General features: G+C 72.0%; 28 protein-coding genes and 1 pseudogene. 14 read left to right on the forward strand and 15 right to left on the reverse strand.

The genetic code is table 11. The features are described 5' to 3' along the window. The first annotated feature begins 48 nt into the window (after positions 1 to 48). The 3 genes from ABT295_RS04250 to ABT295_RS04260 are packed head-to-tail and all read left to right on the forward strand — an operon-like array spanning position 49 to position 3,199. Positions 49 to 1,947: a potassium transporter Kup gene (locus tag ABT295_RS04250; RefSeq protein ID WP_352393164.1), complete on the forward strand. Its 1,899-nt coding sequence runs from the start codon at positions 49 to 51 to the stop codon at positions 1,945 to 1,947. Between the two features lie 43 nt (positions 1,948 to 1,990). Then, complete coding sequence (locus ABT295_RS04255; RefSeq protein ID WP_352393165.1) at positions 1,991 to 2,479, forward strand: AAA family ATPase; 489 nt, start codon at positions 1,991 to 1,993, stop codon at positions 2,477 to 2,479. 39 nt (positions 2,480 to 2,518) lie between these two features. Beyond that, the gene (locus ABT295_RS04260) at positions 2,519 to 3,199 is read left to right on the forward strand and encodes a GNAT family N-acetyltransferase (RefSeq protein ID WP_352393166.1); all 681 of its coding nucleotides are present in this window, start codon (positions 2,519 to 2,521) and stop codon (positions 3,197 to 3,199) included. Positions 3,200 to 3,296: 97 nt separating this feature from the next. Here the strand turns inward: ABT295_RS04260 and ABT295_RS04265 are convergent, their stop codons facing one another. From ABT295_RS04265 to ABT295_RS04280, 4 genes are all read right to left on the reverse strand, one after another. Then, entirely contained in the window at positions 3,297 to 5,822 is a 2,526-nt protein-coding gene (locus tag ABT295_RS04265; protein WP_352393167.1) for an MMPL family transporter, read from the reverse strand. 7 nt (positions 5,823 to 5,829) lie between these two features. After that, positions 5,830 to 6,555, reverse strand: coding sequence for a TetR/AcrR family transcriptional regulator (locus tag ABT295_RS04270; RefSeq protein ID WP_352393168.1), 726 nt, complete (start codon positions 6,553 to 6,555; stop codon positions 5,830 to 5,832). A 90-nt stretch (positions 6,556 to 6,645) separates the two neighbouring features. Next, entirely contained in the window at positions 6,646 to 7,029 is a 384-nt protein-coding gene (locus ABT295_RS04275) for a hypothetical protein (protein WP_352393169.1), read from the reverse strand. Then, the gene (locus tag ABT295_RS04280; RefSeq protein ID WP_352393170.1) at positions 7,026 to 7,568 is read right to left on the reverse strand and encodes a hypothetical protein; all 543 of its coding nucleotides are present in this window, start codon (positions 7,566 to 7,568) and stop codon (positions 7,026 to 7,028) included. The genes ABT295_RS04275 and ABT295_RS04280 overlap by 4 nt, the downstream gene beginning before the upstream one ends. 114 nt (positions 7,569 to 7,682) lie before the next feature. Here ABT295_RS04280 and ABT295_RS04285 point away from each other — a divergent pair, with 114 nt between their 5' ends. Next, entirely contained in the window at positions 7,683 to 8,609 is a 927-nt protein-coding gene (locus tag ABT295_RS04285; RefSeq protein ID WP_352393171.1) for a hypothetical protein, read from the forward strand. 59 nt (positions 8,610 to 8,668) lie between these two features. Here ABT295_RS04285 and ABT295_RS04290 read toward each other — a convergent pair whose 3' ends face one another. The 5 genes from ABT295_RS04290 to ABT295_RS04310 form a co-directional block, all read right to left on the reverse strand. Continuing rightward, complete coding sequence (locus tag ABT295_RS04290; RefSeq protein ID WP_352393172.1) at positions 8,669 to 9,586, reverse strand: hypothetical protein; 918 nt, start codon at positions 9,584 to 9,586, stop codon at positions 8,669 to 8,671. A gap of 69 nt (positions 9,587 to 9,655) precedes the next feature. Continuing rightward, complete coding sequence (locus ABT295_RS04295) at positions 9,656 to 10,864, reverse strand: Gfo/Idh/MocA family protein (RefSeq protein ID WP_352393173.1); 1,209 nt, start codon at positions 10,862 to 10,864, stop codon at positions 9,656 to 9,658. Further along, on the reverse strand, positions 10,861 to 11,778 hold the full coding sequence (locus tag ABT295_RS04300; protein ID WP_352393174.1) for an ROK family protein: 918 nt from the start codon (positions 11,776 to 11,778) through the stop codon (positions 10,861 to 10,863). The genes ABT295_RS04295 and ABT295_RS04300 overlap by 4 nt, the downstream gene beginning before the upstream one ends. Before the next feature lie 45 nt (positions 11,779 to 11,823). After that, positions 11,824 to 12,234 carry a VOC family protein gene (locus ABT295_RS04305; RefSeq protein ID WP_352393175.1) on the reverse strand — a complete coding sequence of 137 codons (411 nt, stop codon included), beginning with the start codon at positions 12,232 to 12,234 and terminating at the stop codon, positions 11,824 to 11,826. A 12-nt stretch (positions 12,235 to 12,246) separates the two neighbouring features. Beyond that, entirely contained in the window at positions 12,247 to 13,284 is a 1,038-nt protein-coding gene (locus ABT295_RS04310) for an SDR family oxidoreductase (protein WP_352393176.1), read from the reverse strand. 33 nt (positions 13,285 to 13,317) lie between these two features. On the opposite strand from ABT295_RS04310, the gene ABT295_RS04315 reads away from it, so the two are divergent. From ABT295_RS04315 to ABT295_RS04325, 3 genes are all read left to right on the forward strand, one after another. Continuing rightward, positions 13,318 to 13,893: a MarR family winged helix-turn-helix transcriptional regulator gene (locus tag ABT295_RS04315; RefSeq protein WP_352393177.1), complete on the forward strand. Its 576-nt coding sequence runs from the start codon at positions 13,318 to 13,320 to the stop codon at positions 13,891 to 13,893. Positions 13,894 to 14,034: 141 nt separating this feature from the next. After that, the gene (locus ABT295_RS04320; protein ID WP_352393178.1) at positions 14,035 to 15,375 is read left to right on the forward strand and encodes a hypothetical protein; all 1,341 of its coding nucleotides are present in this window, start codon (positions 14,035 to 14,037) and stop codon (positions 15,373 to 15,375) included. A gap of 42 nt (positions 15,376 to 15,417) precedes the next feature. Continuing rightward, a complete protein-coding gene (locus tag ABT295_RS04325) occupies positions 15,418 to 16,176 on the forward strand; it encodes a class I SAM-dependent methyltransferase (RefSeq protein WP_352393179.1) in 759 nt (252 codons plus the stop codon). Between the two features lie 10 nt (positions 16,177 to 16,186). Here the strand turns inward: ABT295_RS04325 and ABT295_RS04330 are convergent, their stop codons facing one another. After that, entirely contained in the window at positions 16,187 to 16,663 is a 477-nt protein-coding gene (locus ABT295_RS04330) for a GNAT family N-acetyltransferase (RefSeq protein WP_352393180.1), read from the reverse strand. 74 nt (positions 16,664 to 16,737) lie between these two features. On the opposite strand from ABT295_RS04330, the gene ABT295_RS04335 reads away from it, so the two are divergent. The 5 genes and pseudogenes from ABT295_RS04335 (at position 16,738) to ABT295_RS04355 (ending at position 21,029) form a co-directional block, all read left to right on the forward strand. Beyond that, positions 16,738 to 17,262 (forward strand): GNAT family N-acetyltransferase, encoded by a 525-nt coding sequence (locus tag ABT295_RS04335; protein ID WP_352393181.1) that lies wholly within the window; start codon positions 16,738 to 16,740, stop codon positions 17,260 to 17,262. Between the two features lie 105 nt (positions 17,263 to 17,367). After that, positions 17,368 to 18,144: an AAA family ATPase gene (locus tag ABT295_RS04340; RefSeq protein ID WP_502991069.1), complete on the forward strand. Its 777-nt coding sequence runs from the start codon at positions 17,368 to 17,370 to the stop codon at positions 18,142 to 18,144. Between the two features lie 133 nt (positions 18,145 to 18,277). Beyond that, on the forward strand, positions 18,278 to 19,816 hold the full coding sequence (locus ABT295_RS04345; protein ID WP_352393183.1) for a DNA polymerase IV: 1,539 nt from the start codon (positions 18,278 to 18,280) through the stop codon (positions 19,814 to 19,816). Positions 19,817 to 19,927: 111 nt separating this feature from the next. Then, positions 19,928 to 20,140 (forward strand): annotated as a pseudogene (locus ABT295_RS04350) (methylated-DNA--[protein]-cysteine S-methyltransferase); the annotation flags it as partial. Positions 20,141 to 20,558: 418 nt separating this feature from the next. Next, positions 20,559 to 21,029 (forward strand): hypothetical protein, encoded by a 471-nt coding sequence (locus ABT295_RS04355; protein WP_352393184.1) that lies wholly within the window; start codon positions 20,559 to 20,561, stop codon positions 21,027 to 21,029. Between the two features lie 206 nt (positions 21,030 to 21,235). Here ABT295_RS04355 and ABT295_RS04360 read toward each other — a convergent pair whose 3' ends face one another. Continuing rightward, entirely contained in the window at positions 21,236 to 21,724 is a 489-nt protein-coding gene (locus tag ABT295_RS04360; protein ID WP_352393185.1) for a GNAT family N-acetyltransferase, read from the reverse strand. Further along, the gene (locus ABT295_RS04365; protein ID WP_352393186.1) at positions 21,624 to 21,863 is read right to left on the reverse strand and encodes a winged helix-turn-helix transcriptional regulator; all 240 of its coding nucleotides are present in this window, start codon (positions 21,861 to 21,863) and stop codon (positions 21,624 to 21,626) included. The genes ABT295_RS04360 and ABT295_RS04365 overlap by 101 nt, the downstream gene beginning before the upstream one ends. 791 nt (positions 21,864 to 22,654) lie before the next feature. Between ABT295_RS04365 and ABT295_RS04370 the strand changes: the two genes are divergently transcribed. Then, positions 22,655 to 22,816: a hypothetical protein gene (locus tag ABT295_RS04370; protein WP_352393187.1), complete on the forward strand. Its 162-nt coding sequence runs from the start codon at positions 22,655 to 22,657 to the stop codon at positions 22,814 to 22,816. Positions 22,817 to 23,254: 438 nt separating this feature from the next. Then, complete coding sequence (locus tag ABT295_RS04375; protein ID WP_352393188.1) at positions 23,255 to 23,599, forward strand: phage fiber-tail adaptor protein; 345 nt, start codon at positions 23,255 to 23,257, stop codon at positions 23,597 to 23,599. Between the two features lie 368 nt (positions 23,600 to 23,967). Here the strand turns inward: ABT295_RS04375 and ABT295_RS04380 are convergent, their stop codons facing one another. The 3 genes from ABT295_RS04380 to ABT295_RS04390 form a co-directional block, all read right to left on the reverse strand. After that, positions 23,968 to 24,264, reverse strand: coding sequence for an ANTAR domain-containing protein (locus tag ABT295_RS04380; RefSeq protein ID WP_352393189.1), 297 nt, complete (start codon positions 24,262 to 24,264; stop codon positions 23,968 to 23,970). A gap of 121 nt (positions 24,265 to 24,385) precedes the next feature. Beyond that, positions 24,386 to 24,529 (reverse strand): helix-turn-helix domain-containing protein, encoded by a 144-nt coding sequence (locus ABT295_RS04385; protein ID WP_352394688.1) that lies wholly within the window; start codon positions 24,527 to 24,529, stop codon positions 24,386 to 24,388. Positions 24,530 to 24,632: 103 nt separating this feature from the next. Beyond that, on the reverse strand, positions 24,633 to 24,845 hold the full coding sequence (locus ABT295_RS04390; RefSeq protein WP_352393190.1) for a hypothetical protein: 213 nt from the start codon (positions 24,843 to 24,845) through the stop codon (positions 24,633 to 24,635). Positions 24,846 to 25,326 lie beyond the last annotated feature (481 nt).

Below are 25,326 nucleotides of genomic sequence, written 5' to 3' on the forward strand. Positions count from 1 at the left end.
CCCCACCCGGTCACGGGTGGCCGGCCTTGGCTGGGATGATGTCGGCTCGTGGACCATCCAACGACCGGCGCCCGGCGCGGCGCGGCGACCCTTGCGCTCGGTGCCCTCGGCGTCGTCTTCGGCGACATCGGCACCTCGCCGCTCTACGCCCTGCAGACCGTCTTCTCCATCGACCACAACACGGTGGCAGCGACGCCCGACGACGTCTACGGCGTCATCTCGCTCGTGTTCTGGTCGATCACGCTCGTCGTGTCGGTCAAGTACGTCGTCTTCATCCTCCGGGCCGACAACGACGGCGAGGGCGGGGTCATGGCCCTCGCCGCGCTGGCCCGCACCGCGGTGCGCCCGCACGGACGGCGGTTCGGGCTCGTCATGCTGCTCGGGGTGCTCGGCGCGTCGCTCTTCTACGGCGACAGCGTCATCACGCCCGCGATCTCGGTCATGTCGGCCATCGAGGGCTTGTCGGTCGGCGCGCCGTCGCTCGCGCACCTCGTCGTGCCCATCGGGGCCGTCATCATCACGGCGCTCTTCGCGACCCAGCGCTTCGGCACCGCCGTCGTCGGCCGGCTCTTCGGCCCCGTCATGGCCGTCTGGTTCGTCGTGCTCGCCGTGCTGGGCCTCGGCCAGGTCGTGCGCGACCCCGCGATCATCACCGGCCTGTCGCCGCACCACGCCGTCGCGTTCGTCGTGCAGCACCCCTTCGTCGCGTTCGTCGCGATGGGTGCGGTCGTGCTCTCGATCACCGGCGCCGAGGCGCTGTATGCCGACATGGGCCACTTCGGGCGCGGGCCGATCCGCCGCGCGTGGTTCGTCGTCGTCTTCCCCGCCCTGACGCTCAATTACCTCGGGCAGGGCGCCCTCATCCTCGACGACCCGGCGGCCGCCACGAGCCCGTTCTTCCGCCTGGCGCCCGAGGCGCTGCGCCTGCCGCTCGTCGTGCTTGCGACCATCGCCACCGTCATCGCCTCCCAGGCCGTCATCTCGGGCGCCTACTCCGTCTCGCGCCAGGCCGAGCGGCTCGGCTACCTGCCCCGGCTCACGGTGCTGCACACCTCGAAGCAGGAGCGCGGCCAGATCTACGTGCCGGCCGTCAACTGGAGCCTCTACGTCGGCGTCGTCCTGCTGCTCGTGACGTTCCAGTCCTCCGAACGGCTCGCCACGGCATACGGCCTCGCCGTGACGGGGACGTTCCTCATCACGACGACGCTCTTCCTCATCTACGCGCAGAGCGCGTGGGGCTGGAGCCGCGGCCGGCTGCTCGCCCTCGGCGTGCCGCTGGCGCTGCTCGAGCTGACGTACTTCGGCGCGAACGTCACGAAGCTCTTCCACGGCGGCTGGCTGCCCGTGCTCATCGCGCTGCTCGTCGCGACGGTCATGCTGACGTGGCAGCGCGGCCGCACGCTGGTGACCCAGCGGCGCTCGGAGATGGAGGGGCCGCTCGAGCCGTTCGTCGACTGGCTGCACGAGGACCCCGTCACCAAGGTGCCCGGCACGGCGGTCTTCCTCCACCCCGACAAGCACTCGACGCCCCTGGCGCTGCGCGAGAACGCGATGTTCAACCACGTCATCCACGAGACGGTGCTCGTCGTCAGCACGAGCGCCGAGAACGTGCCCTTCGTGGCCGACGACGAACGCGTCGTGCTCGACCACCTCGGCGACCCCTACGACGCGATCACCCACCTGACGCTGCGCTTCGGGTTCCAGGAGGACCAGGACGTGCCGCGCGCGCTCGGGGTGGCGCGTGACCTCGGGATCATCGACGTCGACCCCGACACCGCCTACTACTTCCTCTCCCGGATCACGCTGCAGCGCGGGCCCGGCGCCGAGATGGGGGCGTGGCGCAAACGCCTCTTCCTCGGCCTCGCCCACAACGCCGCGTCCCCGACCCAGTACTTCCGGCTGCCCGAGGACCGCACCGTGGCCATGGGCGCGGCCGTCGTGATCTAGCCGGGCCGTTGCCGGCGGACGGCCCGGGACCGATACTGCGACGGTGGGCGTGCGCAACTACCTCGTCGAGGGCGTCTCCGGCACCGGCAAGACCTCGGTCTGCCGGGAGCTTGCCCGCCGGGGCCTGCACGCCGTCAACGGCGACACCGACCTTGCCTACCAAGGCGATCCGGTCACCGGCGAGCGGCTCGAAACGGCCGACCACGAGCACCACGTCTGGGACGTGGCCCGGGTGCGGGCGATCGTGGCCGACGACTCCGAACCGGCGACGTTCTTCTGCGGCGGCTCACGCAACTTCCCCGCGTTCGTCGAGCTGTTCGACGAGGTGTTCGTCCTCGAGGTCGACCTCGAGACCCTGCTCGCGCGGCTCGACCGGCGGCCACCCGGCGAGTGGGGGTCGGAGCCGGCCGAGCGCGACCTCGTCGTCCGGCTCCACGCGAGCCGGGAGGACGTGCCCGCGACCGGCGTCGTCGTCGACGCCACGCGACCGCTGACCGAGGTCGTCGACGAGATCCTCCGACACACGAGCTGACTGCCACGGCACACGCCCTCGCCGCGAGAGGGTGTGGGGATGCTGACGATCGAGGAGATCTTCCCGCCCTACGGCCTGCGCATCACGAGCGGCCCGGTGCAGATGCGCGTCCTGCGCGACGACGGCATCCCCGAGCTCGTCGACCTGGTCCGCGACGGGGTGCAGCCGCCCGGCCTGCCCATGCCCTTCCTCAACGACTGGCACGCCCAGCCCTTCGCGCCCGGCTCTCCGGAGGGCTTCCCGAGCGACTCGCTCGCGTGGTGGTGGAAGCAGCGGGCCACCTTCGCCCCCGACGAGTGGCGCCTGGCCCTGACGGTGCGCCGGGACGGCGTCCTCGTCGGGATGCAGGACCTGCACGCGCGGCACTTCCCGCAGGCCCGGCACGTCGAGACCGGCTCCTGGCTCGGCCTGCGCCACCAGGGACAGGGCACCGGCACCCTGATGCGCCGGCTGGTGGTCGGCTTCGCCTTCGACGAGCTCGGCGCCGGGTCGTGCGGCTCCGGCTACATCGCGGGCAACCACGCGTCCGCCGCGGTGAGCCGCAAGACCGGCTACGTGCCGAACGGCGTGCACCGGATCGTGCAGCACACCAGCGAGGGGACGGCCGGCGTCGACGAGCAGCGGGTCCTCGTGACCCCGGCCACGTACGTGCGCCCCGACGAACCGGTGACGGTCGAGGGCGCGGCCGCGCTGCGGCGCTTCCTGGGGCTCGAGGGCTGAGCGCGACGTCCCGGCATCCGTGCCGGGTGCCCGGACCGGACTTCGGTCCGGCGACCTGTCGCCCGAACGGACGCAGGTCCCCGGACCGAGCACGGGGTCACCCCCTGACGGCAGCCGTCTGGGGCTCGGTGGCCTCGTGGGCCGCCGGGTGGGCCCGCTCGAGCTTCGCGCCCTCGACGTCGACGTCGGGCAGCACGCGGTCGAGCCACCTCGGGATCCACCAGGCCCGGTCGCCGAGCAGGTGCATGGCGGCCGGGATGAGCAGCATCCGCACGACGAAGGCGTCGAGCAGCACGCCGAAGGCGAGACCGAACCCGATGGGCTTGATCGTCGTGTCGTGCGAGAAGACGAAGCCGGCGAAGACCGAGATCATGATGATCGCGGCTGCTGTGACCACGCCACGGCCGGCGACGAGTCCGCGACGCACCGCGAGGCGGGCGGGCGCGCCGTGCACGTACGCCTCGCGCATCCCCGACACGAGGAAGAGCTGGTAGTCCATCGCCAGCCCGAAGAGGATGCCGGTCTGGATGACCGGCAGGAAGCTGAGGATCGGACCGGGCTCGGTGATGCCGAAGAGCCCCGAGAGCCAGCCCTGCTGGAAGATCGCGGTGATGCCGCCGAACGCCGCGAGCAGCGACAGCATGAAGCCGAGGGTCGCGGTCACGGGCACGAGGATCGACCGGAAGACGAGGATGAGGATGAGCAGCGAGAGGCCGACGACGAGCACGAGGTAGACCGGCAGGGCGTCGGAGAGCTTCTGCGACACGTCGATGTTGGCGCTGGCGTTGCCCGCCACCCCGAGGGTCGCGGTGCCGCCCTCGGCGGTCGCCGGGCGCAGGGCCCGCAGGTCGTCGACGAGGGTGGCCGTCGACTCGCTGTTCGGCCCGCCGTCGGGGATGACCTGGAAGGCCAGGGCGGTCCGGTCCTTCGACACGCTGATGGGCACGACCGCCGCGACGTCGCCGGCGTCGTGGATCGCCTGACCGAGGGCGGCCTGCTCGGCCACCTGGGTCGACTCGGTCACTGCCGTCGGCAGGTCGGCCACGACGAGCAGCGGACCGTTGAAGCCCTCGCCGAACGTGTCGGCCTGCACGCGGTAGGCCTGGTACGCCGACGACTCGGCCGGCTGGCTCGCCCCGTCGGGCAGCCCCAGCCGCATGTCGACGGCGGGCAGGGCGACGACGCCGAGCGCGACGACGCCGGCGACGAGCGCGAGCACGGCCGAGCGGGTCGTCATGGTGCGGTCGGCGACGGAGCGTCGCTTGGCGCCGGCCCGCGTCTGCAGCGGGTCGACGTCGGAGGCGAGCCCGGCCCGCTCCTTGGCGCGCAGGATGCGGAGCCCGACGAGCGAGAGGAGGGCCGGCGTGAACGTCGTGGCGACGAGGATCGCGACGAGCACGGCCCCGGCGGCCACGGTGCCCATCAGGCCGAGGAACGGGATGCCCGTGACGTTGAGCGCGAGGAGGGCGACGATGACCGTCGTCCCGGCGAAGACGACCGCGTTGCCCGACGTGCCGTTCGCGAGCCCGATGGACTCGTGCAGCTCCATGCCGTGCCGCAGCTGCGTGCGGTGCCGGTTGAGGATGAAGAGCGAGTAGTCGATGCCCACGGCGAGCCCGAGCATGACCCCCAGCACCGGCGTCACCGACTGGAAGTCGACGATCCCCGAGAACGACATCGCGGCCAGCGTCGCGACACCGACCCCGAGCAGCGCGCTCGCGAGCGGCAGCGCCGCCCCGATGATCGTGCCGAGCACGGCGACGAGGACGAAGGCCGCGACGAGCACACCGGCGACCTCACCCGGCCCGAGGATCGAGGGCACGGTCTGGGCGATGTCCTGCGAGAGCAGGGCCCGCACGCCGCCGATGCCCGCGCCGGTGACGGCGTCCTCGATCGCGGTCTTCACCTCGGTCGGCACCTGCGGGGTCGGCGTGTCGAAGGTGACGGCGCCGACGGCGGCGGAGCCGTCCTCCGAGACGAACCGGAAGCCCGCGGAGAGGCCCGCGACGGCGGAGCCCGCCTCGAGCGCCTTGGACTGGGCAGCGAGCTCGGCACGCTTGGCCTCGAGCTGCTTCGTGCCGGCGTCGATGCGCGCCTGGCCCGCCGTCAGCTGGTCCTGCACCTGGGCGAGCGCGCCCGCCTCCTCCGCCTGCCGGCGCTGCTCGTCGAGCTGCGCCTGCGACGTCTTGAGCTGGGAGAGCCCTTCGGTGATCGCTGCCTCTCCCTGCGCGAGCTGCTCCTTGCCCTCGCTCAGCTTGGTCGTGCTCGCGTCGATGCGGGCCTGCGTCGCGAACGGGTCGTTGACGCCGCTGACGCCGTCGATCGTGCCGACCTTCTCGAGGAGGGCCGAGACGGCCTCGCGCTGGCTGTCGGTGAACGGCTTGCCGTCGTCGGTCGCGAAGACGACGCTGCCGGATCCCCCACCCGTGCCGTCGAACTCGGCCGAGAGCTGCTCCGTGACCTTGCTCGTGGGAGTGCCCGGGATCGAGATCGCCGAGGAGATCGTGCCGGCGAAGGCGAGGAAGGTCACCAGACCGATGACGAGGGCGGTCAGCCAGCCGCCCACCACCCGCCAGTGGTGTCGGGCGGCGAATCGTCCGATGCGATAGAGCAGTTCAGCCATGACGGGTTCAACGTCCTTCCGGGGCGGCCGGCGTGGCCGGTGCAGGGGTGGGCGGCGTCGCGGAGGACGCGGTGCGGGTGTAGCCGTGCGCGAGCTGGTCGAGCAGGCGCGCGAGGTGGTCGTCCCACGAGCGGCGGGATGCCGGTGTGACCCGGCCGGCGTGCTCGTCGAGCCAGCGGTGGGCGATGACGCCGATGCCGTTCATCAGCAGGGCGATCGTCAGCTGCAGCACGAGCGGGTCGAGTTGGGGGGCGTGCTCGGTCACGCGGGCGGCGAGTCGGTCGCCGACGTGGTCGAGGGCGGCCTGTGAGATCGCCTCGCCGCGCTCCCCCTCGTGCGCGCTGACGTCGAGGACGCGCACGATCGCGGTCATGGCTCGCGGCAGGTCGGCGTCACGGGTGGCCGCGCACAGCGCGTCGAGGGCGACGGCGTCCGGGAGCGCGCCCGTCGGGTGCGGGCGGGCACCGGCGAGCCGCCGGTCCAGCTCGAGGAGCACCTGCGCCGTGGTCTCCTCGAGGATCTGCTCGCAGACCGCGACGAGCAGGTCCTCGACAGTGGCGAAGTGGTTGAAGACGGTCCGCCGCGACACGCCCGCGTGCTCGGCGACCTGGTCGACCGTGAACCCCTCCTGGTCGGGCGAGCCGGCCATGGCGCGCACCGAGGCGAGGATCGCGTCGCGGCGCCGCTCGCGCTGCACGCTGCGCCCGTCGAGCGACCTCTCGGTGGTGTCCACACACCCATTCTAGTTGCACGCAGTGCAACTAGAAACCGCCGGGTCGCAGCGCTCGGGTGTATCGCGGCGCTGCCGGCCCGGCATACGGCGTCAGCGGTGGAGCGCGGCCGCCAGCGCCTCGGGGTCGGTCACCGTCATCGTCGCTCCCGGGTGGCGCAGGGTGCCCGTGGGCTCCATGGCCGCGACGGGGTCGACGAAGGAGACACACAGCCCGCGACGCGAGTTCGTCGCGAAGGTGATGCCACGGTCGGCGAAGGAGAGGTGGGCGGGGCCGGCCGTGCGGTGGAACGCGTAGTCGCCGCTGAGCTGCGTGCCCGCGACGTTGTCGAGCGGGGTCCGCAGGCGCCACGGCCCGAACCGCACGAGCAGCTCGTCGTCGCTGACGGTGGCGAGCGCCGTCGACGGGGTGATCCCGAAGAGCAGGGCAGGCAGGCGGTAGCGGCCCTCGAAGTCGAAGGCGAAGTCGCGCGTCACGACCGGCGCCGCAGCCGCGACGGCGGGTCGAGCAGGCCTGCGGCACCGCGCTGCTGCTCACCGAGGTAGGCGTCGAGGACGAGCAGGCCGGCCGTCGTCGCCGGAGTCCCCCACTGCAGCCTGCCCATCCGCTGGGTGAGCGTGCGCGCCCGGTCGCGGGCCGTCGGGTCGTTCTCCGCCTGCTCGAGGGCGTCGCCGAGCTCCGCGCCCGATCGGTAGGCCTCGGCGCTCACGACGACGGCGGCCGCCGTCAGCGCCGTCTTCAGCACGACGGCCGTCGTCGTCGGCCGGTGACCCAGCACGCGGCGACGGTTGTCGGCGAGGATGGCGATGCCGCTGGCGAGGTGCAGCCCGATCGCGGCCCCCTGCACCGGCCCCCACCGGCGCCAGCCCTCGTCGGCGATCCTGGCCCGCTCCCGCGCGTCGTCACCCGTGCGCGCCGCGGGGTTGAGCGCGACGGCGCCCGCCAGCGACCCACCGAACCAGGCTGCGTTCGTCAGCAGGTGCGTGGCCCGGACGATGGTGCTGTATGCCGTCATGTGCAGTGCCGTACCCGCTTCGCTCCCGCGCACACCCCCTTCGAGTCGGTGCCCACGAGTAGGCTCCGCGGCACCGGGGGAAGCCGTCCCCCGAGACGACAGGGGAACACCACCATGAGCACACGACTGCGCACCATCGCGGCCGGCATCGCACTCACCGTCGCATCGACCGTGGGCGTGGTCGCCGCGGCCCCCGCCACGGCCATCGAGCCCGTCGGCTTCGACGGCGTGAGCAGCTGCGCCGACCCGAAGCTCGACGCCTTCGACAACTGGTCGGGCCACACGCTGGGCGCCTACAAGGACACCAACTGGGTGCCGCAGGGCATGACGTACGACGCGAAGGGCGACCAGCTCTACGTCTCGATGTACCACCGCGACGCCGCCGAGGTGCCGCGCGTCGTCGTCTACAAGCGCTCGACGTCCGCCTGGGTCAAGACGATCGAGCTGACGGGGGTGCCGAAGTCGGGCCACGCCGGTGGCCTCACGATCGGTCGGGGCAGCCTCTACGTCTCCGACAGCGCCGGCGGCGCGTTCATCTACCGCGTGCCGATCGACACGGTGCGGGCGGTCCCCGCCGGCACGCGCCAGGCCGTCAAGACCACGCCCTACGCCCTGAACGACCTGAGCCGCGCGTCCTACGTCGACTACTACGACGGCAGCCTCTACGTCGGCGACTTCTACTCGAACCTCATGCGCCGCTACGCGACGTCCACGTCCGGCTCGGTCTCGCTCTCGCCGCGCGCGACCTACGGCACCCCGTCGATCGTGCAGGGTGTGCAGGTCACCGGAAGCCACTTCGTCTTCAGCCGCTCGTGGGGTCGTGACAACCTCAGCAAGGTGACGACGCAGGTGCGTTCGACCGGCAAGCGCACGAGCCACAACACGCTCCCGATGATGGAGGGAATCGTCTGGGCGCCGCGGTCGGCGGGGTCGTCGGTCAAGCGGCTCTACTCGGTGTTCGAGTCCACGTCCAAGGCGTATGCCGACTCCAACTGCCGCACGCACGACATCTGGAGCGCGCCGAGCAGCTACATCCTCTGAGCGCCACGTCGGCCCGGGCAGTACGCGCCCGGGCCGACGCCCGTTCCGGCAGCGCCGGCTCAGGCCGGGTGTCGCCAGTCGCGCCGCGTCGCGACGAGCCAGTACGCCACGAAGAGCCCGATCTCGACGTACTCGGTGACGATGACGGCGTAGGGCACCTTCAGGGCGATGCAGAGGCCGCCGACGACGAGCCCGCCCCACATCGCGACCATGATGGCGAGATAGCCGCGGCGGGCGGCCTCGGACGACGGCTCCCAGTCCTGGTTCTGCTGCGGCGTCCGCGCCCGTGCAGGCAGCGCGTGGCTCGCGACCGCGAACGAGAGGTTGCCGATGAGCAGGCCGGCCGCGGTGAAGTGCAGCATGCCGAAGATGCTGAGCCCGAAGAGCGTCTCCCGCCCGACGAGCACACCGCCCACGACGAGCACGAGGAAGGCGATCTGCGCCACCCACGAGACGACCGCGAGCACCCCGGCCAGCCGCGACTCGCCCGGACTCCACCGGAGCGCCTCGGAGTGGAAGAGCCGGTGGTCGAGGAGGACGAAAAGCGCTGCGATGACGAGGAAGGAGGTCAGGACGAAGCGCAGGTTGGTCAGCATCTGCGCACGGGTGACGACGTCACCGGTCGTGATGGACGTCGTGGCCGCCGCATCAAGCACGGCGGTGAAGTTGTTGGGCACCAGCGCGACGAAGAAGGCATTGAACCCGGCGAAGTTGAGCGCGTAGTCCTCGAGCTTGGCCCTCCCCTTGTAGGCGATCATGCAGACGCCCGACGCCATGAGCGCGCCGACGAAGACGTCGCGCACCGGCCCCTGGTAGGAGTCGCTGATCGACTCGCGGAACTGCCAGCCCCGCGACCAGGCCTCGAGGACCGTGGCGAGCAGCAGGAAGGCCGCCGGCAGGACGAGGATCATCCGCAGGTAGCGATACGTCAGGAGTGGCGTGTCGTCCTCCCGAGCGGGGAGGCCCCGGGTCGTCATGCCATGTCACGGTACTCGCGACCTCGGCGGCCCGTGCCGATTCCCATGCTCCACGCGGACGCCCGTCGGTCAGTCCGCGGCGCCCTGCTGCCGCACCTGGTGCGCGCGGAAGTAGTCGGCGACCTCGGCGGGCACCGGCGGCACCCGCTGCGGTGCGGCGCCCCCGCGCAGCGACGTCGTCGCGGCCACGCCGGCCGCGACGGCGTCGCGCGCGGCGAGCGGTGAGGTGTCGGTGGGGCTCCCGTCGCGCGCGAAGCGCACGAACTCGGCCACGGTGAGCGCGTCGGCGTCGCCGTGCCCGTCGGCGTCACCGACGACGGGGTGCTGCACGTGGCCCCGCTCGAGGAAGCCGCTGCGCCGGTTCCACACCCGCACCTCGCCGCCCTCGCCGTCGCCGAAGTTCTCGAGCCGGCCCTCGGTGCCGATGACGGTGTAGCTGCGCCAGTAGTCCGGGGTGAAGTGGCACTGCTGGTAGCTCGCGAGCACCCCGTTGCCGAGGCGCATCGTCATCATCGAGATGTCCTCGACGTCGATGACCGGGTTGAGATCGGTCTGCGCGAGCGGCGGCCAGTGGTCGGTCGAGTACCAGTCGCGCATCCGTCGGTCCGAGTTGTCGCGCCGGGAGGTCACGTCGCCGTAGACCATGAGGTCGCCCATCGCGACGACCTCCTCGGTCGACGACCCGGCGAGCCAGTGCATGACGTCGATGTCGTGGGCGCCCTTCTGCAGCAGCAGTCCCGTCACCCGCGCGCGCTCGGCGTGCCAGTCCTTGAAGTAGAAGTCGCCACCGGCCCCGACGAAGTGGCGGCACCAGATGGCGCGCACCTGCCCGATCTCGCCGCGGTCGATGATCTCCTTCATGAGGCGCACGACGTGCATGTGCCGCATGTTGTGCCCGACGTAGAGCCGCGTGCCCGTCCGGTGAGCGATCGCGAGCAGGTCGTCCGCGTCCTCCGTCGTGATGGCGAGCGGCTTCTCCACGTATGCCGCCACCCCCGCCTCGAGCAGCGCCGCGGTGACGGCGTGGTGCGTGTCGTCGGGGCTCGTGACGATCGCGGCGTCGAGGTCCGCGTGGTTCGCCAGCAGGGTGGCGACGTCGTCGTAGCGCGGGACGTCAGGGCCGAAGAGGTCCGTCACCCTCTGTGCGACAGCGGGATCCGGGTCGACGGTGGCCACGAGGACCGCCCCTGCAGCCTCGACGTGCTGCGCGAGACCCGCGCGCGCACCCACCCCGATGAGCGCGATGCGGAACGGTCGGTGGTCGGAAGGGGAGGTCACGAGCGGCTCCTGGAGGTGGTGGGGACGGTGGGGAGTGCGTGGGCGCTTCCCTCTGTCGCGAGGGGCGCGGAGGCGACGAGGGGCGCGGAGGCGGCGAGGGCCGCGAGCCCGCGCACGACCATCGAGCCCGGGTCGTCGTCGACGTCGAGGCGGCAGCGCTCCCAGGCCTCGGGCAGGGACGCCTCGCCTGCCGCGGTGACGACGGCGTCGGCGTACCCGGCATACCTCGTGGCACCCCCGCCGAGGACGACGCGCTCCGGGTTGAGGAGCGTGACGAGCATCCCGACGGCGCGGCCGAGCGCGGCGCCCGCGCTCGTGACGACCCGGACGGCACGCGAGTCCCCTGCGGCGAGGAGGCGCGCGACCTCGGGCCCGGTTCGGCCCAGGGCACGTTCGATGCTGCGCCCGGACGCGACCTCGTCGAGGACCGGTCCCCCGCCACCGATGAGGGATGCCGGCACGCTGCCCAGCTCACCCGCCCACCCGGAGCTGCCGGCGAGCACGCGTCCGCCCGTGAGCACCGACGCGGCGATGCCGGTGCCGGAGACGACCACCACCACGTCCCGCAGCAACGGCTCGCGGTGACGCACTCCGGCCAGCGCGGCCCGAACGTCGTTGACGACCAGGGCGGCCGGACCCACCGCGGTGGGCGCGGGCGACCACCCGGCGAGCCGCGGGAGGACGTCGGAGACGAGCACCCGACCGTCGTCGACGAGTCCCGGGACCGCGACCGCCACCGCCGACGCGTCGGGGTGGGCCTCGACGAACGCGCCGACGAGGGCGTCGAGGCGGGCGCCGTCCGTGTCCGGGCCCGTCTCGTGGCGTGCCTCGGCACGCACCCCACCCTCGGCGTCGCACGCCCTGAGCAGCAGCTTGGAGCCGCCGACGTCCGCCGCGACCACCAGCCCGGTCATGCTCGTGCCTTGAGGGTGGGCGCCATCAGCACGACGACCTGCCCCCTACGCCTCGGAGGGCCACACCGGCCCCACCTCGGTCCACGTGACGCCCGCGTTGCGGCACAGGCAGAACGGGTGGCCGACCGGGTCGGCGTAGACGCGCCACCCGTGGCCGTCGGCCCCGACCGCATCGTGCAGCAGCCTTGCGCCCAGCGCCACGACGCGCGCGTGCTCCACCTCGACGTCGTCGACCTCGAAGTCCAGGTGGAACTGCTTGGGATGCTCACCCTCGGGCCACTGCGGGGCGCGGTAGTCCTCCACGGGTGTGAAGGCCAGCTCGATCGGCCCGACCTGCAGGCCCGCCCAGCTGGCCCGACTCCCCGGCTTCACGGGGATCCCCGTCACCTCGGCGTAGAAGGCCGCCAACGCCAAGGCGTCGGGGCAGTCGACGATGACGTCGGTGAGTCGCAGCACGCCCGGATCCTGTCACAAGGTCGGTTCTCGCCGCGATCGCCTGGACCCCACCCCCGCAACGAGTCCGGCGACCGTCAGGCCGCCGAGCGCACCCAGCAGCCCGTGGTGCTGCGACGCCCAGAGCTGCATGGAGCGGTCGGTCGACCGGTCGGAGAAGAGCCCGCGCGTGCCGTAGTCCCGCTCGTCGTCCGCGGGGGTCTCGAGGTTGTCGGGGCGGTCGGGATCGCTGGGCTCGGTCGTCTGCTGGGAGCCGAAGCCGGTGCGGGCCAGGTAGCGGTCGAGCAGGCCGGGCGCCACCGCGTTGGCCACCAGCGTGCCCATCGTGCTGCCGCCCACCCAGTACTCCCGGCGCCCGGGGTGGTCGGCGGCGTGGACGACGGCGCGTGCGGCCACGTGGGGCTCGTAGATCGGGGGCACCGGCTGCGGCTTCCGGGGCAGGCGCGAGCGCACCCACTCGAACTGGGGCGTGTTGACCGCGGGCATCTGCACCATGGTCACGCGCACCGGGCTCTTCTCGTGGAGCAGCTCGCAGCGCAACGACTCGTGGAAGCCCTGGATGGCGTGCTTGGCCCCGCAGTAGGCGGTCTGGAGCGGGATGCCCCGATAGGCGAGGGCGGAGCCCACCTGCACGATGGTTCCGCTTCCGCGGCGCCTCATCCGCGGCAGCACCGCCATCGTCGCGTAGACGTAGCCCAGGTAGGCCACCTCCGTCACCCGCCGGAACTCCTCCGGCTCGATCTCCACGAACGGGGCGAAGACCGACGTGAACGCGACGTTCACCCAGACGTCCACGGGGCCGAGCTCGCGCTCCACCGTGTCGACGGCGGCGCCCACCGCGTCGGCGTCGGCGACGTCCACCTCGACGACGAACGGGTGTCCCCCGGCGGAGCGCACCTCGTCGGCGGCCGCCTCCAGGCCGGCGCGTCCGCGCGCCAGGAGCGCCACCGCGTCGCCGCGAGCCCCGAAGGCGACGGCGGTGGCACGCCCGATGCCACCGCTGGCACCGGTGACGGCCACTACCTGGCGGGTGCGTCGGCGTGCGTCGTCCATGGTCGGATCCTCTGGTCGCGTGGGGAGTGGGGCATGGCGCGGAACCTCACTTCCTGTCTACGCGCAACTGTTGCGGCACGCAAGGGTTGGCAGGAGGATTCGTCCATGACACCCAGAGCGCGCGTCGCCGGAGCCGACCCGACGACGCCGACCGACGACGAGGTGGAGGTGGTGCTGCGCGCGTGCCGAGTGCTCGTGGCCGTCACGGCCCGCTCGCTGGCCGAAGCCTCGGAGGTGACCGACCTGCTGCACATCCGCGCGCTGTTCGTGGTCTCGGACCAGGCCAGCACGTCGCTGACCGAGCTGGCCGAGGCGGTCGGCATCCACCTGACCCGCGCCAGCCGCCTCTGCGACCGCCTCGTCAAGGCCGGCCTCCTCCACCGCGCGGACGACCCGGCCAACCGCCGCCAGGTCGTGCTTCGCCTGACGCCTGCCGGCCGGGAGGTGGTCGCCACGGTTCGTCGGCGGCGGGCCGACGCCATCGCGCCCATCCTCGCGGGCATGAGCCCCGAGAGCCGTGACACGCTGGTGCAGGCCCTCGAAGACTTCGCGCGGGCGGCCGGCGTCGTCGCCGACAGTGATCTCTGGGCGTTGGGCTGGGAACGCTAGGCGCGCCCGCCGGCAGGACCAGTCACCAGCGTCACGAGCAGGGTCGGGCACGCCAAGGCTCTGCAGGACGAGGGTCTGGCCGGGCCGGGCGCACGACACGGGCAGCCCGTAGCCCTCATGCTGTGGGGAGCAGGAGGACCCATGCCCGCCACCACTCGTTCCCGCGCCCGTCGCCGGTTCCTGCTGCGACGCTGGAGCCGGCGCGCGCGCGGGCTGCTCGGCGGCGTGCTGGCCGTCGTCTCGGGGCTGGCGCTGTGGGTCGCCTTCCTCGGTGGCATCCTTGCCGTCGGCGTCACCGTCGACCAGGACTCGGGGCTCGACCCGGCCCTTCGCCCCGAGATCCTCACCGCCTGGCTGTGGGTCGTCGCCGTCGGCGTGTGCGCCCGGTATGCCGCTCGCACCCTGCGCGCCGTGCCCCGGCGGATGGTGCTGTGGCTCCGGAGGTTCCGGCACGCGGAGTCGATCAGGGCCGTGTCGACGGCGCTGGACCACCTCGGGCACTCCTGGCGCGTCGTCACCCTGGACGACGCGACGGCCCAGCCGACGGGCGCGGCGGCCGGTCTGCGGTTGACGACGTCAGCGGCCTCGCTCGTCAACCGCTTCGTCACGGCGGTCGTGCGGTGGTTCTCGACGTGGGGCGTCTGGGTGGTGCGCGCCTACGTGGCCGCCTGGGTCGCGCTGGTGGGGTGGACGGCCTTGCAGGGCCATCCGTTCGCGGTGCTCGAGGCCCTCGGCGGCGACTGGCGGCAGTGGCCGGTGCCGGCCGTCGTGGCCGTCAGCCGACTCCTCGCCGGCGCGGCCGTCGTGGCCTTCGCCGCGCTGCTCGCGTTCGTCGCCGTCCACCTCGCGATGCTGCCGCTGCTGCCCGTGGTGATGATGGCCGGTTCGGTCGGCGAAGGGGTCCGCAGGGCCGAGCTGCACAAGCGGCAGAACGTGGCCACGCTCTCCGAGCTGGCCGAGGTGTCGGCCACGGTCACCACGGGATCCTCTGCGGCAGTGGCCCCCCGGCTCACCGTGCTCACGGTCGCCACCCCCATCTGGCGCGAGTCGGTGCTCGAGATGGCCGATCGCTGTCACGTCGTCCTGCTCGACGTCTCGACCGCCTCCGAGGCGCTCCTGTGGGAGGTGCGCGAGCTCGCGACCGGTGGCCCGCCAGTGGTGTTCGTCGGCGAGGAGGGGGCGGTGACGCGACTGCTCGCCGCGACCGGGGTGGGACTGGGCGCCGAGGACGCCGCGCTGCGCCGGGCGCTCGACGACCGCGAGGTCATCACCTACCGCACGACCCTCCGGGGTCGCGTGCGCTTCCAGCGCGCGCTCTACGGCGCGCTCGAGGCGACCGCGCCGTCGCAGCTGAGCCTGGCGGGCGCCCGTCGATGGGTGGCGACGTGCGTCGCGGTCGTCGTCGTGGCCGTCGGACTGTGGCAGGCGGTGGCCATCGTCACGGCGTGGCCTTGGTCGCGCCTCGTCGGCCAGGCGCTGTGAAATCGAGTTGCCGCAGAAGGGACGCGAGGCCAGCCTGTCGTCATGCGGTCGTTCGAGGAGCTCGTCGCGGAGGCGGAGTCGGCCGACGTCACGGGCTGGGGGTTCGGGTGGCTGGAGGGTCGCGCGACGGAGGCGCGGCCGCCGTGGGGCTTCTCCCGCCTCCTCGCCGCCCGGCTGGCCGAGGTGGACTCCGCCCTGGACGTCGACACCGGGGGCGGCGAGGTCGTCGCCGAGGTGCCGCGGCTCCCTCAGACGATGGTGGTCACCGAGGGCTGGCCGGCGAACGCCGAGCGGGCGCGGCAGCTGCTGGGCCCGCGCGGGGTGCGGGTCGTCGAGACCGGCGACGACGGTCGCCTCCCGTTCGCGGACGCCTCGTTCGACCTCGTCACCTCCCGCCACCCGGTACGGCCGGAGTGGGCCGAGATCCGGCGGGTGCTGCGGCCCGGTGGTCGCTACCTCGCGCAGCACGTCGGCCCGGCCTCGGCCTTCGAGCTCATCGAGCACTTCCTCGGCCCGCTGCCGGAGGCGCGCCGGGGGCGTGACTCCGAGCAGGAGGTCGCCACGGCCGAGCAGCACGGCCTGGAGGTGACGCACCTGGAGCGGGCGCGCTGCCGCATGGAGTTCCACGACGTCGGGGCGGTCGTGTGGATCCTGCGCAAGTGCGTGTGGTGGGTCCCCGACTTCTCGCCGACGAGGTATGCCGGTCCGCTGCGTGCGCTCGACGCGCAGATGCGCGCCGGGCAGCCCTTCGTCGCCCACTCCACCCGGCACCTCATCGAGGCCCTGGTGCCGGCGCGGTAGCGCCGCCAGGTCAGCCCCGGCGCAGCGTGTCGACGAGCACGTCGGAGCCCTGGCGCAGCGGCTGCACCTCGCCCGTTGCCTCGAAGCCGTGCCGCACGTAGAGGCGGCGGGCATCGTCGTTGCCCTGCGTGACGTGGAGCACGACCGGCCGGCGATCCCGGTCGGCCCGCTCGAGCAGCTGCCCGAGGATGCGTGCGGCGAGGCCCTGGCCCCTTGATGCCGGGGCGACCCACATCCCCCACACGAACGCGTCGTCCGTGTCCTCGGGAAGGTGCAGGCCACCCATCGCGACCGGACGGTCGTCGGTGGACGCGAGGACCACCGGGCCGGGACCCGTCGCCCGGTCGCGCCACACGTCCGGAGGCTGCGCGGACGCCTCCGCGAGGGTGGCTCCGAAGGCGTCGGGCGAGTCGGCCAGGGCCATGAGGCGCAGCGCTCGGAACTCCTCCCAGTCGCCCGGACCGATGACGCGAAGCCGGCTGTCCATCGCCCGAGGCTACCGGCGCCACGGGATGCCTTGACCGCCCGAGTGCAGCTGGTCCTCGTGGGTACGCTGCGGCAGTGACCCGGCAGCCAGACGTCCTGCTGACTCCACGACTCTCGCTGCGGCGGCCGGTGCCCGCCGACGCGGCAGCGGTCCTGCGGATCCTGTCCGACCCTGCAGTCGCACGACACCATCCGTCCGAGCTGGTCACCGAGCTGGACGAGGTCGAGGCCTTGGTAGGGCGTTGGCGAGAACACTGGGAGCACCACGGCTTCGGCAACTGCTGCGTCGTCGAGGAGAGCACCGGCCTGCTCGTGGGCAACGCCGGGGTCCGGTGGACGAGCACCGGCGGCGGTCGGGGACTCAACCTGATGTACCGCTTCAGCCCCTCGACGTGGGGACGCGGCTACGCCACGGAGGCCGCGGACGGACTGCTGGGCTGGGTTCGGGCGTCGCTCCCCGACGAGCTCGTCGTCGCGCGCATCCGCCCCACCAACCTGTCCAGCCAGAGGGTCGCGACCAAGGTGGGCCTGCGCCGGGATCCAGACCACGACGCGCAGGGTGACGACGGCGTGGAGTGGGCCTTCACCAACCGCACGTGAGGACTGTTGTGCCCCTTCCTCGTCGGCGGACCGCGACAGTGACGACGGTGAGCGGCAGCCCGCTCATCCGAGGTCCCCGTGCAGGCCCACACGTAGGCTCGACCCATGGGGGCCACTCCACCGGAACCGGGATCGTTCACGCCGCTACCCGTTCGACGCGTGCGACGCTCTCACGACGCCACGCTGCGGGCGGGCGAGTGGCCCGCCACCCTGGCACCCATCGCCCACGTCCTCGACGAAGGGCTGGAGCTCGGCCCGACGACCATCGTCGTCGGTGAGAACGGGACCGGGAAGTCGACGTTCGTCGAAGCGGTCGCCACGGCATACGGACTCGGCGCTGAGGGTGGGTCCACGGGAGCCAGGCACGCCACTCGACCCACGGAGTCGCCTCTCGCGCAGTCGATCTCGCTCACGCGAGGAGCCGGCGCATCACGGTGGGGATACTTCCTGCGCGCCGAGACCATGCACGGTCTCTTCACCTACCTCGAGGACAACCCGTCGCGGCGCGGCGAGCCCGCCTTCCACGAGCTGAGCCACGGTGAGTCCTTCCTCGCCATGCTCAACAGCAACCGGTTCACGGGCGAGGGCTTCTTCGTCATGGACGAGCCGGAGGCAGGTCTGTCGTTCCACGCGCAGCTCGCCCTCGTCGGGGCGCTCGTGCAGCTCGTCGGCCAACCGGGGGTGCAGGTCCTCGTCGCCACGCACTCCCCCGTCGTCGCAAGCGTTCCCGGCGCACGCATCCTCGAGTTCGACGACGACGGCATCCACGAGCGCGCCTGGGACGAGCTCGACGTCGTCGACCACCACCGCCGCTTCCTCGAGGCCCCCGCCCGCCGCTTCCTCGAGGCCCCCGAGCGCTACCTGCGCCACCTGCTCCCCTGAGACACGTCGGGTGACCGCTCCGAGCCCGGGGGCGGCCCTCTCGGAAGAGTCGGCATACGGCACAGTGAGTGACGGGTGCGGCGGGCAGGCAAGCCGCTGCCGCCACAGGGAGACGGCGGGAGGAGGCGGAGCGGTGCGTGATGACGCGAGCGTGATGCACGTCGACGCCGACTCGTTCTTCGCCTCCGTCGAGACCCGGCACAAGCCGTCGCTCGCACGCACCCCGGTCCTCGTCGGCGGCACCGGCCCTCGCGGGGTCGTCGCGACGGCCAACTACGAGGCGCGCGCCTTCGGGTGCCGTTCCGCGATGCCGATGTCGCAGGCGCGCGTGCTGTGCCCGACCGCGACGGTGCTGACGCCCCGCTTCGCCGCGTATGCCGCCCACAGCGCGCTCATCATGGACACCCTGCGGCAGCTGTCGCCCCTCGTGCAGCCCGTCAGCCTCGACGAGGCCTTCGTCGACCTGGCCGCCGGCCCCTTCGCGGCCGACCCCGTGACCGCCGCCGACCTCGCCCGTCGACTCGTGTACAACCGGTGCGGACTGGTGGTCTCCGTCGGGCTGGGACGCTCCAAGCTGATCGCGAAGCTGGCCTCCGACGAGGACAAGCCGCACGGCTTCACGGTCGTTCCCGGTGAGGACGAGGACGCGTTCCTCCAGCCGAAGCCGGTGGGCGCGTTGTGGGGTGTCGGGCCGGCCACGCAGGCGACCCTGCGCACGATGGGCATCCGTACGGTCGCCGACCTGCGCGCCGCAGCTCGTGAGGAGCTGGTGCGGGCCCTCGGCGAGGCAGCGGGGTGGAACCTGTACCGGCTGGCGCGCGGGGACGACCCACGACCGGTCGTCGTGGAGCGCGAGGCCAAGAGCGTGGGCGCGGAACAGACCTTCGCGCAGGACCTCCTCCGCTGGGAGCTGCCGGGGGCGCTCGATGCCGTGCTCGCGCGGGCCCTGCGACGGCTCGCCCGCCACGGCGGGGGTGCGCGTACCGTCACCGTCAAGGTCCGGCTGTCCGACTTCACGACGCTGACCCGCTCGGTCACGCTGGCCCACCCGACCGCCGAGGCCGACCAGCTCCGGGACGCTGCCACCGCGGCGCTCACGGCGGCGATGGCCGTCGAGCCGGTCCGGCTGCTGGGGGTGTCCCTGTCCGGGCTCACCCACTGGGCCCAGCTGCGCCTGCCGCAGGAGGCGGCTCGCTCGGCAGTCGAGCGCCCGGACGCCCTGGACGTCCCCACCGAGCCGGCCTCCGGCGCAACGGCTTCAGGCGAGCCGCCCCCGGTCGCCGAGGGTCACGACGCACGCGACGGCGAGCTCCTCGACGAGGCCGTGTCGCGATCCTTCGTGGACGACGAGCCGGACGACTCCGACGAGGAGCGGCTGCCGGCGCCACTGACCCTGCACACTGTCGCGGTCGGGCTGGACGTGGAGCATCCGGAGCACGGCGCGGGCTGGGTGGTGAGGTCCGAGGACGGCCGTGTGACGGTGCGGTTCGAGGGACCGGACACCGGACCGGGTCCGGAGCGCACGTTCGACATCCGGCGCGAGCTGCTGCTGCGCGTGGCCCCGCCGGAGCCCTGCCCTCCCACGCGTCTGACGTCGCTGGCCGGTCTCGGTGACGTCGACGCGCTCACCGCGATGCTGCTGCCGAACGAGACGAACCCGCCGACCGCGTAGTCCGACAACGGCTGGGACTGAACAGGTTCGCTGCTTCAGCCTACGGCCGCGGCATCCCATCCACCGCCACGGACGTAGCCGTCGAACCGGTACCGCAGGATCAACACTGCCGCCCAGGCGACGGGGCAGACGTACAGCACGGCGCCCTCGTCGGGCGCAGCCAGCGTCGCCAACGGTCGCAACCCGATCGCCGTCGTCGTGCCGTGCCACCGCGTGGTCGGCAGCGACGGCTCGCTCGTCGGGTACGCCGGCGGCCTCGACCGCAAGCGTCTCCTCCTCGCGCTCGAGGAGCCGCCGGCCGCGGAGACCGGCCGGCTCTTCTGACCCCCGCTCCGTCCCGGGGCCGGGAGTCCGGCCCCGGTCCGGTGACCTGTCGGGCTCCCGGGACCAGGTCGCCGGACCGAAGCCGGATGCCAGGCCGTGGTCGGAGAGCACCTCATGGCCCGGCCCTCGTGCGCAGTCCACGTCACGTCCGTCGTCAGCGTCGGGATCTCGGGGCCGTCGGGCACGCGCTCACCATACGGATGTCGAGGACCGAGCGGAGAAGAACGTCGACCGACCTCCTGCGGGACGCTGCAACGCCAGAAGTGAGGCACAGGCGCGGGTGCCGGTCTCCCCGGGGACCCGGACCGGGCTTCGTCCCTGTCGGGCGCAACCGATGCACCGCTTAAGCGGCCTTTAAGCGCTGCCCGGCAACGTCGTCCTCGCCAGCTAGAAGGCCCGACACCATGAGGAGCACGACATGAGCACCAGCAGCCCCAAGCCCACCCGCACCATCGTGCGGCGCCTCGCGATCATCCTCGCGGCCCTCGTCGGCCTGCTGGTCGCCGCCCCCGCGCAGCCGGCCTCGGCCGCGTCGTACATCACCGCCCCGAGCAACCTGGTCTGCGAGCGGTACGACAACAGGCTGTCCGTCAGCCCGCCCCGCGTGTGGGCCTCGTACCGCACCGAGCAGGTCCTGTGGGTCGCTGTCGTCCAGCGGTGGAACGGCTCCCAGTGGGTCAGCTACTCGACGCACAACTTCTGGGCCTCGTTCAACGTCTACGGACAGAACGTCACCGGATGGAGCACCGGTTGGTACGCCAACAACACCATGAACATCCCCGTCTACCACACCGGCTACTACCGGGTCGCCTCCTCCATCAACGGCGCCCAGGGCGGGGTCACCTGGACCGGCTTCGTCAGCGGCGGCGGGTACTGCCGGGTCTACTGATCGACCACGGGACGCGACGTGCACCGTCGCACGGATGCCGGAGACCTCACGCGGTCTCCGGCATCAGCCGTGCGCGAGCGCCATCACCACACCGAGCGGCACCCAAGGCCGTGACTGCCACCAACCCGAGCGACTCGGCTCTGCAAGTGCCCTGCAGCTGATGTCGGGAGGGCGGTCGACCGCGAGCGGCAACTGGTGGTCAGCACCTATCCGGCCAGATCCCCGGTCCAACGTGTCTCCCCGTCCTCCATGATCTTCGTGGGTCGTAGTCCCAGCCGTCGGGCGACGCCTTGGGAGGCCGTGTGCTCGGGATGGATGTGGGCGACGATCTGCCGAACCCCGCGATCTCGCAGGTCACCGACCAGCCGCAATGCCGCTTGTGTCGCGTAGCCGCGGCCTTGCCAGGCTCGGCCGATCACCCAGGCGATCTCAGCGTGCGAACCGCAGACGGGAAGCGTGGCCTGGACGTATCCGACGGCGCGCTCACCATCCGGCGCCACGACGACGCGGTTGATCCAGATCTCGCTTCCGTCCGGGGAGCGACCGTGGACCTGGAGCGCGTAGCGCCGCTCCAGATCAGGCCGGCTCGGTGGTTCACCTCCCGTGAACAGGTAGAGGTCGGGGTGCGCGAGAACGACAGCCATCTCCTCCGCGTCCGCCGACTCGAGCGGACGGATGCTGACGGTCTCGGTCATCCAGGACCTCCCGGTGGACGATGCCGTTGCGCTCGACTCGGCGCAGCGTCGCACTGAGCGACTTCTGGGCGGCGGGGACGCGCCGTCGCAGCTCGTTGAAACGACACGGGTCCTCGCAGAGCTCCTCGAGGACGTGCACGGACCACGTGCCGGGCGGCGGAGTCGCGCCTCAGCGCCGAGATGGCGCGCTTGGTCCAACGCACTGCCGAGTCGGTGGATGGCAACCCAGGAGTGCCGGAGCGGCCCGCGCGGAACTCATGATCCGTGCCGCTCGGGCGTCCAGTTTTCGCGCGCGCGGTTGACGAGGACCTCGCCATGGAGCTGGTCGAGGTGGCGGGGATGCTCGCCATGCCGGACCACCCGAACCATGACGAGGCATGGGGCACGATGCTCACTTTGGGCCTCCAGTGGACCCGCATGTCCCTCAACCAGGAGAAGGCTCGGCTCGCGCAGGTCAGCTGGAGGTCGAGACTCGCGAGGCTCTTGCGGCGGCGACGTAGCGTGCAGTCGTAGACGTTCGGCGTTCTCACGCTGGCTCCTCGATGGTTGCGGTGGCGTGTTTGCCGGGTACGGTGGGCTCGGCGTCGTCTCCTGGTCTCTCCCCTGTGGCCAGCGAGGCGGCGCCTTCTACAGCCACCACGGCATCGGCGACTCGCGCGGCGATCTGCCCCCAGATCTCGAACGTGGGGGCGTCGTGCCACCCCAGCGCGCGCGTCGCCGCCTCGAGCTGGGCCGGAGTCAAACGCGCGGCGACAGGACGGACCGTCCCGGGCCGAGTCGGCACGTTCGCGGTGGGTACACCGCGAGTGCCGTCGCCGACGACGTTCAGACCGAGTGCGACGTCGGCGGCGACGTTAGGCCCATGCATGAGGTCCCCGCCCTCGCCCTGCCGTGCATCGGGTCGGACGCCGTGGTTTCGTCGTCGTAGGCATGAACGTCAACACCGCCACGACCGCCACCCCATCCGGATGGACGCTGCTCGCCGCTGGCCCCAACGACCAGTCGACGAACGCCCGCGCTACCGCGCGCACCCTCGACGCGAGCGACATCAGCGCCGGGTCGGTCACCTTCGCCTCTACGTCGACCCGGTGAGCGGGCGCCGGCGAGGCGCTCGGGCGCAAGCGGGATCGGCGCGGTCGGCACCCCGACGACCGCGGTCACCTCCACCGTGATTGCCACGCCCACGATCACGACGACGGCCGCAGGCTCCGAGGTCGTCTCCCTCGTCGTCGAGCGCAACGCCGCGACGCCGGCTGCTCGAGCGCGATGAGCACCGCGGCGGCTGCCCCCAGCGCGCGCCTCATCTCGACTGGCTCGACCGCAGCCACTTCGGCCACGACCGGGAGCCGCGACCTCACGTCTGAGCGCGGCCGGGACCTCGTAGTCACGAGCTCGGCCACCGGGTCCGCGAGCGTCATCGGTGGCGCAACCACCATCCCCGCAGAGGACCGTACCCTCTCCGTCCCCGCCGAGACGCGGGTGCTCGTCGTGCCTGCCAAATCCCGCGCCCTCACTGCCTAGGAGCCCGCCGTGCGCCTGACCAACGACCCGTCCGCCGTCCTCGACGACCAGGTCGACTGGAGCAAGTGGCTCGCCGCCGGCGAGACCACCGCGGCCCCCCTCTGTACCGTGCCGGCCGCCCTTACCAGAAACTCTGATGCCCAGGCCGACACCATGGGCACGGTCTGGCTCTCAGGCGGGCAGCTCGATGCCGTGCACGCGGTCATCAACCGCATCACGACCATCCAAGGCGGTCAGGACGAGCGCCAGGCGCCCCAGCCAACACCGCCGAGCCCAGAGCCCCACCCGGTCACGACCCGGGTGGGGGATCTTCGTCATGCCGAAATTTGTCGCGAACGCGCGCGACGCACTTGAATAGCAAGGTCCGCCACGGACCTCCAGGTGGACGCGGAGTCGCGCATTCGGTTCCCCACCGCGCGCGACATGCCCCTTCGACGCGGCACTGACGGCGTCCCCAGCCCCCTGGGAGACGCCGCCAGCCCTCGCACCCCCATGCCCTGATCGATGCCCCCCAATTACCCACGGCACCGCGGCTCACACCTCTCCGCGGCCTCGACCTATACGACGAAAGCATTGGCACGCAGATGGCGCCTCCACCACTGAAGGCGCCATCGTCGGGCAGCCACGAGCCCCCCTCAAAGTCGCGACAACGACACGCTCCCACTCGCGGCGAACTCCGCGGGGCAAACAGCTCAACCTCCTCCGAGGAAAGGCCAACGCGCTCAACCTCTTCGCCGCGGATACTCGGGCAGACAGCCCTGCTCGAGAACGTCCAGCGCGACCTGCCGGACCTTGACGTTGGACTGTTGACTGGTGCAACGGATCAACAGGTACGCCTCGTCATAAGTGACCCGATGCAACGCCATGATGACTCCGACCGCCGCGCCGATCTGGCGGCTCGTCTGCAGCGCCTGCTCGAGCTGCGCGACCTTGTCACGCGACATCTCCAACGCCTGCCGGACGAGGGCGGCATCGACCGCTTCGGGGGTCAGGTGGACGGGAAGCATTTTGTTGGGCATGAGGGGCCTCTGCTCTTCGAGCCTGCACGGCCTTGTGCTTGACCGCGTACCTCAGCCCTCGAGGATATCGAGCCAACTCCGGCCACGGGGGCTTGCGCACCTCAAGACCCCGCGCCTCGCGTCAGACTTGGCTGATGAGAGTGGTTCCCCGGCCACGTAGCTGCACGCCAGCTTGGTCGATCGCTCGGCGCACGGCGGTCTGCGTCCGACCGGTGACCTCGGCCAGCTGCCGGATCGAGCGGCTCTCGTGTAGGGCGCGGCGCAGAAGGCGATCAGCCGCGCGCGCTGCTCCGGACTCTGGTGCCTCGAGGCCGTGCCGACGAACTCGGGGAGCACCTCGAGCTCGGGACGGCCAGGGTAGGGCATGGCTACTGCGATGCCACGCGCAATTGGGCTCTTTGCAGCACGGCTACGGGGTCGACGCCGAGGACCTCGCTCGGCAAAGCGAGTTGGGTCCCGTCGATCGTTCGTGGGTCGTTGAGCACGCGCAGTGTCGTGCCGCGTGCAAGAATCGTCGCCGAGGCAAGGTCGTCGATGGTCATTCTCCTGGTGGCACGCTCTGCCCGCAGCTCGGTCGCCACGCCGGATGCGAGCAGGCTTCGTCGCCGCGCATCGGCCCCCTTGGACTCAGTCTCCATATGGAGCAGACCTGCTCACCCGCGTGGGTGAAGCCTTTGCCGTGCGCGAGACCTGGTTAACGTTGCGGCTCATCATTAACTACAGCGGCCCGCCTACCTGCGCCATGGGTGCGCGCGCGTCCGCCGATCGAGTCCCAGGTGCGTGCAGGTGCGCGGCCGGGACAACGTTATGCAGCGCCGCGGTTGACTGCGTTGGGCGCGCTGAGCATTTGAGGTTCGCTCGGACGTATTGCGGACTCTTTGCGCACTGAACGCGGCCCGGAATGGATGCCTCACGCCACTTGCTTCCACCGCTAAAGGCAAGCTCAGCTCGCCGGCGGGACGGAAGAGGCCTTCCCGTCAGGCCGAGAAGCCGACTTGCGCTCGAGGCATCTCGGCGCGTTGTTGCTAGTTGAGAGGATGAGCCGGGCGGTTGGGGTGCGGC

The organism is Terrabacter sp. NPDC000476, from assembly GCF_040300125.1.
GTDB lineage: Bacteria > Actinomycetota > Actinomycetes > Actinomycetales > Dermatophilaceae > Terrabacter.

Bases quoted from the DNA above. Each gene is read 5' to 3' on its own strand.
- ABT295_RS04260 (WP_352393166.1), top strand. From the start codon at position 2,519: ATGCTGACGATCGAGGAGATCTTCCCGCCCTACGGCCTGCGCATCACG.
- ABT295_RS04265 (WP_352393167.1), bottom strand. From the start codon at position 5,822: ATGGCTGAACTGCTCTATCGCATCGGACGATTCGCCGCCCGACACCAC.
- ABT295_RS04280 (WP_352393170.1), bottom strand. From the start codon at position 7,568: ATGACGGCATACAGCACCATCGTCCGGGCCACGCACCTGCTGACGAAC.
- ABT295_RS04285 (WP_352393171.1), top strand. From the start codon at position 7,683: ATGAGCACACGACTGCGCACCATCGCGGCCGGCATCGCACTCACCGTC.
- ABT295_RS04290 (WP_352393172.1), bottom strand. From the start codon at position 9,586: ATGACGACCCGGGGCCTCCCCGCTCGGGAGGACGACACGCCACTCCTG.
- ABT295_RS04300 (WP_352393174.1), bottom strand. From the start codon at position 11,778: ATGACCGGGCTGGTGGTCGCGGCGGACGTCGGCGGCTCCAAGCTGCTG.
- ABT295_RS04310 (WP_352393176.1), bottom strand. From the start codon at position 13,284: ATGGACGACGCACGCCGACGCACCCGCCAGGTAGTGGCCGTCACCGGT.
- ABT295_RS04315 (WP_352393177.1), top strand. From the start codon at position 13,318: ATGGCGCGGAACCTCACTTCCTGTCTACGCGCAACTGTTGCGGCACGC.
- ABT295_RS04320 (WP_352393178.1), top strand. From the start codon at position 14,035: ATGCCCGCCACCACTCGTTCCCGCGCCCGTCGCCGGTTCCTGCTGCGA.
- ABT295_RS04325 (WP_352393179.1), top strand. From the start codon at position 15,418: ATGCGGTCGTTCGAGGAGCTCGTCGCGGAGGCGGAGTCGGCCGACGTC.
- ABT295_RS04330 (WP_352393180.1), bottom strand. From the start codon at position 16,663: ATGGACAGCCGGCTTCGCGTCATCGGTCCGGGCGACTGGGAGGAGTTC.
- ABT295_RS04340 (WP_502991069.1), top strand. From the start codon at position 17,368: ATGGGGGCCACTCCACCGGAACCGGGATCGTTCACGCCGCTACCCGTT.
- ABT295_RS04355 (WP_352393184.1), top strand. From the start codon at position 20,559: ATGAGCACCAGCAGCCCCAAGCCCACCCGCACCATCGTGCGGCGCCTC.
- ABT295_RS04360 (WP_352393185.1), bottom strand. From the start codon at position 21,724: ATGACCGAGACCGTCAGCATCCGTCCGCTCGAGTCGGCGGACGCGGAG.
- ABT295_RS04370 (WP_352393187.1), top strand. From the start codon at position 22,655: ATGAACGTCAACACCGCCACGACCGCCACCCCATCCGGATGGACGCTG.
- ABT295_RS04380 (WP_352393189.1), bottom strand. From the start codon at position 24,264: ATGCCCAACAAAATGCTTCCCGTCCACCTGACCCCCGAAGCGGTCGAT.